The 12,719-nt window shown below is 36.8% G+C and carries 11 protein-coding genes; 4 read left to right on the top strand and 7 right to left on the bottom strand.

Translation table 11 applies throughout. The features are described from left to right. Window positions 1-9: 9 nt before the first annotated feature. The 7 genes from HH_RS03335 to HH_RS03305 are packed head-to-tail and all read right to left on the bottom strand — an operon-like array spanning window position 10 to window position 7,810. Complete coding sequence (locus HH_RS03335) at window positions 10-501, bottom strand: chemotaxis protein CheW (RefSeq protein WP_011115515.1); 492 nt, start codon at window positions 499-501, stop codon at window positions 10-12. 1 nt (window position 502) lies between these two features. Next, window positions 503-2,860 (bottom strand): hybrid sensor histidine kinase/response regulator, encoded by a 2,358-nt coding sequence (locus HH_RS03330; protein ID WP_011115514.1) that lies wholly within the window; start codon window positions 2,858-2,860, stop codon window positions 503-505. A gap of 42 nt (window positions 2,861-2,902) precedes the next feature. Further along, complete coding sequence (locus HH_RS03325; protein ID WP_041309282.1) at window positions 2,903-3,829, bottom strand: chemotaxis protein CheV; 927 nt, start codon at window positions 3,827-3,829, stop codon at window positions 2,903-2,905. Window positions 3,830-3,853: 24 nt separating this feature from the next. Continuing rightward, a complete protein-coding gene (locus HH_RS03320) occupies window positions 3,854-4,759 on the bottom strand; it encodes a metallophosphoesterase (protein WP_011115512.1) in 906 nt (301 codons plus the stop codon). Window positions 4,760-4,768: 9 nt separating this feature from the next. Beyond that, the gene (argC, locus tag HH_RS03315; protein WP_011115511.1) at window positions 4,769-5,803 is read right to left on the bottom strand and encodes an N-acetyl-gamma-glutamyl-phosphate reductase; all 1,035 of its coding nucleotides are present in this window, start codon (window positions 5,801-5,803) and stop codon (window positions 4,769-4,771) included. Then, window positions 5,803-7,170, bottom strand: coding sequence for a M20/M25/M40 family metallo-hydrolase (locus HH_RS03310; RefSeq protein WP_011115510.1), 1,368 nt, complete (start codon window positions 7,168-7,170; stop codon window positions 5,803-5,805). Before HH_RS03310 ends, argC begins: the two co-directional genes overlap by 1 nt. 16 nt (window positions 7,171-7,186) lie before the next feature. Then, the gene (locus HH_RS03305; RefSeq protein ID WP_011115509.1) at window positions 7,187-7,810 is read right to left on the bottom strand and encodes a class II aldolase and adducin N-terminal domain-containing protein; all 624 of its coding nucleotides are present in this window, start codon (window positions 7,808-7,810) and stop codon (window positions 7,187-7,189) included. A gap of 339 nt (window positions 7,811-8,149) precedes the next feature. On the opposite strand from HH_RS03305, the gene HH_RS03300 reads away from it, so the two are divergent. The 4 genes from HH_RS03300 to HH_RS03285 all read left to right on the top strand — a co-directional run bounded on the left by HH_RS03300 (window position 8,150) and on the right by HH_RS03285 (window position 12,634). Beyond that, window positions 8,150-8,944, top strand: coding sequence for an HrcA family transcriptional regulator (locus HH_RS03300; protein ID WP_011115507.1), 795 nt, complete (start codon window positions 8,150-8,152; stop codon window positions 8,942-8,944). A 21-nt stretch (window positions 8,945-8,965) separates the two neighbouring features. Beyond that, window positions 8,966-9,523 (top strand): nucleotide exchange factor GrpE, encoded by a 558-nt coding sequence (gene grpE / locus HH_RS09630; protein ID WP_011115506.1) that lies wholly within the window; start codon window positions 8,966-8,968, stop codon window positions 9,521-9,523. 21 nt (window positions 9,524-9,544) lie between these two features. Next, a complete protein-coding gene (gene dnaK, locus HH_RS03290) occupies window positions 9,545-11,422 on the top strand; it encodes a molecular chaperone DnaK (protein WP_011115505.1) in 1,878 nt (625 codons plus the stop codon). A 75-nt stretch (window positions 11,423-11,497) separates the two neighbouring features. Beyond that, window positions 11,498-12,634 carry an asparaginase gene (locus tag HH_RS03285; RefSeq protein WP_011115504.1) on the top strand — a complete coding sequence of 379 codons (1,137 nt, stop codon included), beginning with the start codon at window positions 11,498-11,500 and terminating at the stop codon, window positions 12,632-12,634. Window positions 12,635-12,719 lie beyond the last annotated feature (85 nt).

Below are 12,719 nucleotides of genomic sequence, written 5' to 3'. Positions count from 1 at the left end.
ATAGGGGAATCAAAAAGTGCGTTTGAGAAGATTTTCTACACGTAAAATAGTAATTAGTCTATCTTCGCGCTTACCAATACCTCGCAAAAGATTTTGATTTTCATTAAAAGATTCTGGAATGGGTTCAATATCACTTTGAGGGATACGCACTGCAGCTGTGAGTTTATCAATCATAAATCCAATCATTTCGTCTTGTTGGTTGATGATAAGGTATCTTGTATCTGCATCTTGTTTAATAGCAGGTAAGCCAAACTTTAAGCGCATATTAATAAGAGGTAAAACCGTTCCGCGCAGATTAAATACACCAAGCACATAATCAGGAACTGCAGGGACACGAGTGAATTCAATAGGCTTTACAATTTCCTTTACATTCAAAATAGGCACAGCATATTCTTCATTGCCAACCATAAAGCCTATGATATGGAGTGTCTCTTCAGTAGCAATGTCGCTTTCTTTGTTCTGTTGTTTTTCAAGGACTTCTTTTAATTTATTTTCGCTCATTTTATTCTCCATCTATTGTGAGGTTGATGTTTCGCCGAACGACATTAACTAAATATTCTGGCGTGTAAGGTTTTGTGATGTATTCTGTCATACCTGATTCTACACCTCTCATTCTATCAGTTTTGCTATTTCTGCTTGTAACAGCAATCAGAGGGAGATTCTTAAATTTATTATATTTCCTTACTTCAGATGCGAAAGTATAGCCGTCCATTTTTGGCATTTCAATATCTACAAGCACCGCATCAAGATGTTTGTCTCCATTTTTAACAATGTCCAATCCATCTTGTCCATTTGCTGCCTCAAGAACTGTAACACCAAGTGTTTTGAGACATTTTTTCATTATCGCCCTATCAGTATTGCTATCATCAATAGCTAGCACTACATAATCACTTGGGGAAGTTTTCTTTTTTGTTTCAGCGGTGTCATCTATCAGTTTTGCAACATTTACTTTAACTTCTTTTGCCATATCCATCATCGCTGCCACATCAACAATCATTGTAATCTTACCATCACCACGCACCGTTGCTCCAGCAATACCTTCAGTGCCTTTGAGATAGTAACCAAGAGATTTGATAACCACTTCTTCTTGTCCAACGAGGTAATCTACAATAACTCCCATTTTTTGTTCTGCCAAACCGATAACGACTACATACACCTCATTGGTGCTTTCTAACACAAAATTCACCTTAAAAATATCTGCTAAATGGACAATTGGGAGCACTTCATCACGCAAACGAAGCACACTTTTACCATCAACGGTGTATATCTCATCTTGACTTACACGCACAGTTTCAATAACTGAAGATAGCGGAATAGCATAATATTCCTCTTGAACAGCTACAAGTAATGCTTGAGTAATTGCAAGTGTAAGAGGAATTTTAAGTTTTTGAGTTGTGCCCACGCCTTTTTCGGATTCTATATCAATGATACCATTGAGTTTTTCAATATTTGTTTTTACTACGTCCATTCCTACACCACGCCCTGAAACGTTTGTAATTGCTGCTGCAGTTGAGAATCCGGGTTTGAAGATAATACCAAAAGCTTCTTTATCGCTCATAGAATCTGCTTCTCTTTCACTAATAAGACCTTTTTCAATTGCTTTGTGTCTAAGCATATCAGCATCGAGTCCCTTGCCATCATCTGCTACTTCAATTACGATGTGATTCCCTTCGTTGTAAGCTTTGAGATTTACGGTTCCACCCTCTGGCTTTCCTGCAGCAACGCGGTCTTCTGGTTTTTCAATCCCGTGGTCGCAAGAATTACGGATAATATGCACGAGCGGATCACCAATTTCTTCAACAATAGATTTGTCAAGTTCGGTTTCTTCACCTGTAATAACAAGCTCAATATTTTTGCCAAGTTCTCGTGAAAGGTCGCGCACCATACGAGGAAATTTATTAAATACTTTGCCTACAGGCTGCATACGTGTTTTCATCACTGCAAGTTGCACATCTGTGGTAACTGATGAAATAGATGCCACGACTTGATTAAGCTCTTCAAGGAATCTCTCTCCATCATATCGTTCTTCAACATCACCATAAATTTTGATTAATCTGTTTTTACCCAATACTAGTTCACCAATGAGATTCATTAAGTGGTCTAAGCGCTTAACATCTACTCTCACGGTTTGTTCTACATTTGTAGCTGGAGCTTTCTCTCCTCCCCCATCTTTTTTAGGGGCAGCTTTTGCAGTAGGTTTAGCAGCAGCAGGTTTTGGTGCTTCAGGGGCTTTGGGAGCTTGCACAGCTGGAGTTGCTCCACCTGCTTTTTGGGCTGCACGAGCTTGTTTATCCGCTTCTTGACGTTTTTTAAGGAGTCTTTCAATTTCTGCTTCTACCTCTTCGGTGCTCATTTTTGAATAATCAAGTTCTGGTTCGTCAGCAAGTGGATTATTGCTATCTGCTGGAGCAGATTCGGTTGATTGAGCTTGAGGAGCTGGAGCAGGTGAATCTTCTGCAGTTGGCGCACCGCCATTAGAAATTGCTTGTAGGCGCACAACAGTGTCATCAATTTCAATACCACTATTTGCATCAGTGCCGTTATCACGTATAGCGACAAGAAGTGCTTTCATCAAATCTATGGAGTGCAATACTACGTCCATTACATCAGGCGTGATTTTAAGCTCATCACGTCTAGCTTTATTGAGCACATCTTCCATATTGTGTGTAAGACGAGTGAGAATATCAAAATTCAAAAATGAGCTTGAACCTTTGATTGTATGAGCTACCCGAAAGATTCTATTAAGTAAATCAAGGTCTTCAGGATTGCTCTCAAGCTCTACCAAATCTTGGTCTAGTTGTTCTATCATTTCAAAGGCTTCTACTAAGAAGTCTTCTTTTATCTCTTGTAAATCATCCATTGTGAATCCTCTTGCACGAAATTAAATAAAGTATTTTACTATTTATTTTGATAAAATTCTAGTGATTTCATCATAAAATAGTTTTGCATCAAACTTAACTAAATAAGCTTCAGCTCCTATCTCTTTTCCTTTGGTGGAACTAAACTTATCACTAATAGAAGAATTAAAAATGATTGGAATCTTATTGAATCTTGCATCATTTTTAACTTGTGCTGCAAAGTGAAAGCCGTCCATTTTTGGCATTTCCACATCTGAAACAATTAATTTAAGGTGATTTGTTATGTCATTGCCCCAACGCTCATAGAGTTGTTCTAAACGCTCTAACCCTGCTTGTCCATCAATGGCTTCAATAACATTAAAGCCAATATCAGTCATTGTGCTATGTAAGAGTTTGCGGGCAATAGAGCTATCATCAAGAATAAGCACACTTCCTTCAAATTTTCTAGTTGGCTTAAACTCTTCTGTATCTGCATTAGCACCATTTGGCATTTGGAAATCTAAATCATCAATAATACTTTCTAAATCTAAAATTAACAAAGTTCTTCCATCTTCAATGCGCGTTGTTCCTGTGATTTTACCACGCTGGTTGTCATTGTTTAAGCTAAACATAGCAGATTCTATATCTGCCCAACTTATTCGTCTAAGACGCTTTGTTGCATGGACGACAAAACCAAGTCGTTTGTTGTTAAATTCTGTAACAATTACTTTTTTTTCATTTATAGCATCTTCTTTTGGCTTGATATTCATCCACAAAGTTAAATCAATGAGTGGCACTATCTCTCCGCGTAAATCAAACATACCAAGTAAATAATCAGGGCTTCCTGGAGATTCAAAAATTTCCTCAGGATAGATGACAATGCCACTTACTTTGGCGACATTAATACCATATACGCCCTCATAAGTTTCTCCTTCTTTATCTTCATAGAGCCTGAAATCTACAAGTTCCATCTCATTGCTTGCAATGTTCATTACATTGGTTTCATTTGTTTTCAATTATGCTCCTTGAATATGGTTTGAGCTTAAGGCGGATTCTATACTAAAAATACTTCTAGTAACATAAAATGAAGGCAATGATATATACAAAGCCCTATCAACGTAGGTTTTTCCAATATGAAAATGTCCTTCTATAAAAACAATATCGGAGTATGAGGAAGAATGTGTATCAAAAGCGCAGGAATTGAGATTTTTATATAAATAAGATTCATAAGCACAAATGCGCTTTGGAGCAAAGCGAGATATGTCTATTTTCCCTTCCTTGATGGGTTTATGATTAATTTTTTTGATAATGGATTTATAGAGATTACCCAAAGTTATCGCATCAAGGCATTTGATGAGAGATTGCATTATTGTGGAAGTCATTATGCGGATATAGAGTTCATATTTGGTATTTAAAAATATATCGCCGTGAGCGAGCAAAATTTTTTTCTTTTCTTGATTGTGTTGATAATTAAAAGCAAGAGGTTGATTGCTACGTGGAATACATCTTACATTTTTTAAAAAAGGCGGCATAGCATTTTGTAAGGCGGATAATCCAAAATCGTGATTACCTTCAAACCACCATATTTGACTATATTGGCTTAAAGATTCTATATATTGTAAAAGTGAAACATTTGATTTTTGACTTGATATTGCACTCCCTAATAAAAGATGTGCAATATCACCCATTAAAAATATTTGTGATGGAATTTGCGTAGGATTGTCTAAAAGAGAATCAAAGTATGCAAGTAATGCACGCGAAGCAGATATGCTTTGTTGTGAGAGTAAGGGAAAATCAGGAGGTATAAAATGTGCATCTGCAATAAATACAGCATCATTTTTAATATAAGGTGCCTCTTCCCATATTTTTGCAATATCTTTGGTATCTTGATTTTGCAAAATACCTCTTTGAGCTAGATTCATTAATAAAACCTAAAAAATACCATAAGGTATATTTGGCACACCTAAATGCTCATCTAAGCCACACATAAGGTTAGCATTAAGCAAAGCTTGTGAGCTTGCTCCGCGTAGAAGATTATCTATTGAAGAGTTGATATAAATATTTTTGTTCGTAGTAGCAACAAAAATATCACAAAAATGGCTACCAACAACGTGGGCAATACTGACAGGGCTCTTACGGATTCGGACAAAAGCCTCATTTTTATAGGCATTCAGGAGTATCTCATATGCTTCTTGTGAGTTTAGTGGTGAATGAAGTGTCGCAAATATGCTTATAAGCATACCACGTGTAATAGGCATAAGGTGTGGCACAAAGACAATATCCATTTCCTTAGCGCCAATAGTTTGGCATTTTTCGGCAATTTCTATTTGGTGACGATGTGTAAGAGGGGAATAGCTAAAGAGATTCTCATTAATGTGGGGAAAGTGTGTATTCTCAGTAAGGCTTTTTCCTGCTCCACTCACACCACTTTTGGCATCAATAAACACACCACAAGAGCTATCAATATAATCCAAAAAAGGGAGCAGAGCCAAAAGACTAGCAGTAGGATAGCAACCCGGATTTGCCACAAGATGAGATTTTTGTATCAATGCACGATTATATTCTGGCAATCCATACACAGCGCTAGCGAGATTTTCTGTATCAATATGAGGGCAATAATGCGCTGTATAATTTTTCGCATTGAGGCGGTAGTCAGCTGATAAATCAACAATCTTTATTGGCTTAATGCTTAGAATCTCACGCACCATAGTCATAGCACTTTTATGCGGCAGGGCAATGAAAATAAGCTCACATTTATCTACAGCTTCTTTGGCATCAGCCTTGCAAACCGGCAGATGACTAAGAGAGAAGAGCATTTTATGAATCTCATCAAGATGTATCTCTCCTTGTGTATTAGCGATGTAGCTTAATTTAAAAATCGGGTGAGCAAGAATAAGCTTAACAAGTTCTAAGCCCGTATAGCCACTCACTCCGATGATTCCGACATTGATATGTTGCGCTAACATTATAAGCCCTTATAAGAGATAATAAAATCGTGCAAAATAGCACAAAAGATTTCAAAATCGCGCATATCAAGGCATTCATTAAGACTATGTGGAGTATGAATTGTCGGTCCAATAGAAATAACATCAAGGTTTGTATGTGAGCCAAGTGAGAGGAGTTGCCTTTTGAGAATTCCACATTCTAGACCTGCGTGGATTTGTGCGATATGGGGTGTAATATGATGAGATGTATAGAGTGTTTGCAAAAGCGTGAGTGCCGGGTGATTATCATCTATGCTTTTTTCCCACGGACTATAAAATCCGCTTGTATGCAAAGAGCAATGAGGATTAAGAAAGGCTACGCTATTTTGTAGCCGATTGATTGTGCGTTGCAAAAGTATATCAGTATTAGCACGTGCCATCATAATGAGTTTAAGCGTTTCTTCTTGTTGGGCAAGGAGTGAGAGATTAAGTGAAGAGAGTGTGCCTTGAGAAGACGCGGCATATATACCACTATGGATACCGCATATAAGCGGGATAATTGCATTTTTGTGGTAAGCATATTGATAAGAAGTAATATTGTCTTTAATTGGCGTAATGTCAAAAATAGCACCCTGTGGTGTAGTAAAAGTTTCATTTAGAGGCGTGGCACAAGCAATTATAGAATCTAATCCTGTGGGGATTGAATTGCGTTTTTCTCCTGCTTGAAGCATAAGAATATATACATCAAGCGAGGCAAGGAAAAAACCAAATTCTGTAATGACATTTTCTTTATTTTTATGTATATCAATGCCACTATGTCCTCCCAAAAAGCCTTTACTTGTAATGCGATAAATATGAGGGTAGTTAGAAGTGAGTTGTGCAAGGGGTTTGTTAAATGCTTTAAGGTCAATCTCACATTCTATATCTACTCCGCCAGCGCAACCTAAAACAATTTCATTAATATCTTCGCTATCAAGATTGAGCAAAAGGGAAGATTCTATCTTAAGTCCAAGATGATTAGCTCCTATCATACCTACTTCTTCGTCGTTGGTAAAAAGAAGCTCAATATCAGGAGCATTTTGGGCTAGCATACAAGCCATACCAATACCATTATCTGCACCAAGGCTAGAATTTTTTGCGCATAAAAAGTTATCTTTTTGGATAGTTTGTATTCCTTTGTGTTGTGTAGAATCTCCTACACATACCATATCATAATGACTTTGGAGGCAGACACTTGGGTTACCTTTTTTAGCATAGATGTTTTTGGCTTCATCACTTTGGACTTCATAGCCTTTGTGTGTGAGTGTGGTGCAAAGATAGGAAAACATATCTTGCGTATGAAAGCTACAATGAGGAATTTCACAGAGTTTATAAAATTCTTGTAGGCTTTGGAGGGCAAAGTCATTCATTCCTGATCCTTAAAAATTATATTTGGGATTTATCTTGACATCTTTCGTGCAAACTTGCATTATAATGTAAGATTTTACACGAATTTTCAATAAGAGCAATTACTTTAGCAAGTGTGTAAATGTCACGAGCATAGGCATATACACCATAGCCTTTAATTAACATAAAAGAATGATTGTGTTCTTTAAAATATCGTGGAATATCAGTATCTGCTCGTTTTTCCCAAGTTTCATAATCTTTGGGGTCAAAAATTTCAATGCAGGGGGCGAGAAATTTGTAGCCAAAATAATCTTGAGGTTTAAGGGCATTATATTTGAGAGAGTAGGAAACAAGATAGGGTGGCATAGCATAAGCAATGAATTTTGCTTCAGAGAAATGCTCATAAATACTTGCGTGTATAGGAGCGTGTAAGCTAGCTTCGTCCCAGCGATAATCTTGTCTATGATAAAGTGCAATCATAGAATTCGCATTGAGGTTATCAAAAATAGCTTGTTGTTTGTTGATAATAAAGCGATTTTTTGCCACACGCGCAGAAATTGCTCCGTGAAATACACCAAAGAAATTCTTTCTAAACATAGAAAGCGAAATACTAGCAATACTTGCAATAAGTTCTGGGCTAACTTGAGTGGTATGTATATTCATAAAGTGATTGTAGCATTTTGTAGGTAATGATATGAAAAAAAAGTATAAAATTCACTCAATAATTGTTTGTAAATGTTATATTTATGATAAAAACCCATAAGTAAATTATATTTATTAAGATTATTAATTATATTTACTAATATAACTTTATATCAATAGACTAAAGTTTTGTATTTTTTAGCAATATTTTTATTTATTTGCTAATTTATTTGCCATTTTTATGTTATGATTACAATGTTTCATTTAAGAAATTTAATCAATGAAACAAAAGTATAAAATTTAAGTCATAACATAAAAATGTAGATTTGTATCTGAAAGCTATTTTAAAGAGGTGAGGAATTGAGTAAAAAAGATTTGCTTCTTTCGCGTGTAATTGTTGAGTATTTAAAACACAAAGAGCCTATTGGTTCTGAATCTTTAAAATCTCTTATGAATACAAAAATCTCATCTGCTACCATACGCAATTATTTTAAGGCATTAGCAGATGAGGGATTATTGTTTCAACCTCACGTGAGCAGCGGACGCATTCCTACGCTTGGTGCTTTGAAATCATATTGGTATAAACAACTTGATACGAAGTCTCTTGTGGAAGTAGATTCTGTAAAATGTATTCAAGAGGCGTGTTTTGCAGCCGAGCTTTTTTGTGCTGTGAGTGTGGAAGAGAGTAATCGTCTTTGCAATATACAAAGATTGCAAGATGATAAACTTTTACTAGAATTTGAGCGCATTGGTATTACCCTACCTTTTTCAAGTGCTTTAGAGAGATTTTTGCACGAGCTAAAAGGATTAGAGGTTATTGATGTGCGAAAAATTGCTCATCAAGTTCGTGCACAGAGTTTGCTTGATGCACTTTCTTGTGTGCAGAGTAGGAATCTTACATATTTTGGTGTAGGAGCAATGGCTCAAGCTTACATACATAATACCAATGAACAGAGTTTTTATTCTATTATTGATGGAAGTATGTTTGATTTTTTAGAGAGCGGTATGTATTGCGAGGAGGTGTTACCTAAAGGCTATATGGCAATTATGCAAGATATAAAGCTAAAAACTCACCCAGATAAAAAGACAAGAATGCTTTGTATCGGGGCATTAGATAGAGATTTTGCTTATTTTTATGGCTGTATTCAATCTTAAAATGAAAGGAGTGTGATTTTGATGGAAGAGCAAGAAGAAAAACAATATAACCAAAACATTCAAGACAATGAGGAAGGCACTCAAATGCGTGAAGAGTTACAAGAGAGCACCAGCGCACAACAAACCCTTCAAGAGCAAGAAATAGATTATCAAGCAAAATATTTGGAGTTAAAAGACCAATATGTGAGGGCATTTGCAGATTTCGAAAACACGAAAAAGCGGCTAGAACGAGATAAGAATCAGAGCTTAGAATATGCGTATGAGCGCATTATGAATGATTTACTTCCTGTGCTTGATACATTAGAAAAAGCCCTAGAGAGTGCCCAAAGTAACCCAGAAGCAGGAGCGATTGCGCAAGGATTGCAGCTTACGCTTGAAGGCTTTTTGAAAGTATTAAGTAAGCACGGGGTGGAAGTGATAGCCACAGATGGAGAATTTGACCCGAATTTGCACGAGTGCCTGATGCAAGTGCCTGATGCAAACAAGAATGATGGTGAGATTCTCCAAACCTTACAGAAAGGGTTTGTGTATAAGCATAGAGTGCTTCGTCCATCTATGGTGAGTGTCGTAAAAAATTAATTTAAACAAAAAGGAGACAAAATGGCAAAAGTAATTGGAATAGACTTAGGAACAACAAACTCTGCAATGGCAGTGTATGAAGGAAATGAGGCAAAAATTATTGCAAATAAAGAAGGTAAAAATACTACGCCATCAATCGTAGCATTTACTGATAAGGGTGAGATTCTAGTCGGTGAACCTGCTAAAAGACAAGCAGTGACAAATCCAAAAAAGACAGTGTATTCTATTAAGCGCATTATGGGGCTTATGTTTAATGAAGACAAGGCAAAAGAAGCAGAGAAGAGACTTCCTTATAATATCGTAGATAGAAATGGTGCGTGTGCGGTAGAAATTGCTGATAAGATTTATACACCTCAAGAAATTTCGGCAAAGATTCTTATGAAGCTTAAAGAAGACGCGCAAAGCTATTTGGGAGAAGATGTAACAGAAGCAGTTATCACTGTTCCAGCGTATTTTAATGATTCTCAACGCAAGGCAACCAAAGAAGCAGGGACAATAGCTGGACTTAATGTGCTTAGAATCATTAATGAGCCTACTTCAGCAGCATTAGCGTATGGATTAGATAAAAAGGAAGCTGAAAAGATTATGGTGTATGATTTGGGTGGTGGGACATTTGATGTTACCGTTTTAGAAACAGGCGATAATGTCGTAGAAGTCCTCGCTACTGGTGGAGATGCGTTTCTTGGAGGTGATGATTTTGATAATAGAATCATTGATTGGGCAGCAGAAGAATTTAAAAGTGATGAAGGGATTGATTTAAAAAATGATGTAATGGCATTGCAGCGACTAAAAGATGCGGCAGAAAATGCTAAAAAAGAGTTAAGTAGTGCGCAAGAGACAGAAATTAATCTACCTTTTATTACAGCTGATGCAAGTGGTCCAAAGCATTTGGTGAAAAAAATCACTCGTGCGAAGTTTGAGAGTTTGATTGATGATTTAATTGAGGATACGATTAAAAAAATTGAATTTGTGATTAAAGATGCAGGGCTTTCTCAAAGTGATATTTCTGAAGTGGTGATGGTTGGTGGTTCTACGCGGATTCCAAAAGTGCAAGAGCGCGTTAAAGCATTTATTAGTAAAGATTTAAATAAATCAGTCAATCCTGATGAAGTTGTGGCTGTGGGTGCAGCAATACAAGGTGGCGTGCTCAAAGGAGATGTAAAAGATGTACTTTTACTTGATGTTACACCTTTGAGTTTAGGTATTGAAACTGCTGGTGGTATTTCAACAAAAGTTGTAGAGAGAGGCGTAACTATCCCTACGAAAAAAACACAAATTTTCTCTACCTACGAAGACAATCAACCTGCAGTGAGCATTAATGTATTGCAAGGAGAAAGGGAATTAGCGCGTGATAATAAATCGCTTGGGCGCTTTGATTTAAGCGGTATTCCGGCAGCTCCTCGTGGTGTGCCACAAATTGAAGTAACATTTGATATTGATGCAAATGGAATCTTAACCGTTTCAGCAAAGGATAAAGCCACAGGAAAATCTCAAGAGATTAAGATTAGCGGTTCAAGTGGGCTTTCAGATGCTGAAATTGAAAAAATGGTCAAAGAAGCAGAATTACACAAAGAAGAGGATACGAAGAAAAAAGCAATTATTGAATTGCGTAATAATGCGGATTCTCTAGTGTATCAAACAAAAAAGAGCCTTGAAGAATTTAAGGATAAAATAGAATCTGCCGAAGTAGAAAAGATTCAAAGCGCGGTTGCTGCACTTGAAGAGACTTTGAAAAATGAAAATGCTTCAAAAGAGGAGCTTGAAGAGAAAATTAAAAATCTCACAGAAGTAAGCCATAAACTTGCTGAAGCAGCGTATGCCAAAGAGCAAGGTGGCACACAACAAGGCACAGATACAAAGAAAAAAGATGATGATGTCATTGATGCTGAAGTAGAGTAGGCGAAAAGCGCTTGACATAGTTGATAAAATCTCCTACAATAATTCGATTTAGATGCAATTTTGTAGGAGATTACAATGAGTATATGGCGTATTGCTCAAATCTTTGTTTGTGTTCTTGTGATGGCATTAGGAATGCTAGGTTGTTCAAGTGAAGAGAAAGCACAGCAAGTGAAAGAAAAAAGGAGTGAAAAGTTGGAAGGCTTTGAGCAAAATGCCAAAATAAAGAAGCCTAATATTGTGATTCTTGCCACAGGAGGCACGATAGCTGGGGCGGTAGATTCTCAAATTAAAACAACAGGCTATAATGCAGGAGTAATAAGCGTTGATACATTGATTGAGGCTGTGCCACAGCTTCAAGAGATTGCACATATTCAAGGGGAGCAAATTGCCAATATTGATAGTGCGGATATGAATGATGAAATATGGCTCACTTTGGCTCAACGCGTGAATAAGTTGCTTGAGAATCCAAAGATTGATGGTATTGTTATTACTCACGGCACAGATACAATGGAAGAGAGCGCGTTTTTTTTACATCTTACTACTCGAAGTGATAAGCCTGTAGTGCTTACAGGAGCAATGCGTCCTAGCACTGCGATAAGTGCTGATGGTCCTAAGAATCTTTACAATGCACTTGCATTAGCAGCTAATACGCAATCAAAGGGTAAGGGCGTTATGGTAGTGATGAATGATAGAATCCAAAGTGCGCGATATGTGAGCAAAACACATAGTCTTAATGTAGATGCTTTTTCCTCCCCTAATAGTGGCGATATGGGCTATATTTTAGATGGTAAAGTATTTTTCTACACATTTCCAAATAAGCCTCATACAACTCATAGTGAATTTGATGTGCGCTCTTTGAGATCTCTGCCAAAAGTGGATATTCTTTATTCTTATGCTAATGATGGCTTAGCCATAGCGGCTCAAGCTTTGGCAAATCAAGGCACAAAAGGCTTAGTCATAGCAGGAAGTGGCGCTGGAAGTATCCATAAGAATCACAAAGATATGCTTAAAAAATTAATGCAAGAGGGTTTAATAGTCGTGCAAAGCTCAAGGATAAATAATGGCATAGTATTAGCAAGTGAAGCAGATGCTAAACTTGGCTTTATTGGCAGTGGGGATTTGAACCCACAAAAAGCACGTGTGCTTTTAATGCTTGCCCTTACTCAAACCAAAAATTCAGCAGAAATTGCAAAAATTTTTCAAAGATATTAATGTGATTTTAAAATTTGTTTATCTAGGTATAATACAATTCCATCTTATTATAGTTACATAGACAACTTTAGAATATAAAGCCTTT

The organism is Helicobacter hepaticus ATCC 51449, from assembly GCF_000007905.1.
Taxonomy (GTDB): Bacteria; Campylobacterota; Campylobacteria; order Campylobacterales; family Helicobacteraceae; genus Helicobacter_C; species Helicobacter_C hepaticus.
The sequence above is the reverse complement of the archived record's forward strand: the minus strand, read 5'-3'. Positions and strand labels throughout refer to the sequence as shown.

Bases quoted from the DNA above. Each gene is read 5' to 3' on its own strand.
- HH_RS03335 (WP_011115515.1), bottom strand. From the start codon at position 501: ATGAGCGAAAATAAATTAAAAGAAGTCCTTGAAAAACAACAGAACAAA.
- HH_RS03330 (WP_011115514.1), bottom strand. From the start codon at position 2,860: ATGGATGATTTACAAGAGATAAAAGAAGACTTCTTAGTAGAAGCCTTT.
- HH_RS03325 (WP_041309282.1), bottom strand. From the start codon at position 3,829: ATGAACATTGCAAGCAATGAGATGGAACTTGTAGATTTCAGGCTCTAT.
- HH_RS03320 (WP_011115512.1), bottom strand. From the start codon at position 4,759: ATGAATCTAGCTCAAAGAGGTATTTTGCAAAATCAAGATACCAAAGAT.
- argC (WP_011115511.1), bottom strand. From the start codon at position 5,803: ATGTTAGCGCAACATATCAATGTCGGAATCATCGGAGTGAGTGGCTAT.
- HH_RS03310 (WP_011115510.1), bottom strand. From the start codon at position 7,170: ATGAATGACTTTGCCCTCCAAAGCCTACAAGAATTTTATAAACTCTGT.
- HH_RS03305 (WP_011115509.1), bottom strand. From the start codon at position 7,810: ATGAATATACATACCACTCAAGTTAGCCCAGAACTTATTGCAAGTATT.
- grpE (WP_011115506.1), top strand. From the start codon at position 8,966: ATGGAAGAGCAAGAAGAAAAACAATATAACCAAAACATTCAAGACAAT.
- dnaK (WP_011115505.1), top strand. From the start codon at position 9,545: ATGGCAAAAGTAATTGGAATAGACTTAGGAACAACAAACTCTGCAATG.
- HH_RS03285 (WP_011115504.1), top strand. From the start codon at position 11,498: ATGAGTATATGGCGTATTGCTCAAATCTTTGTTTGTGTTCTTGTGATG.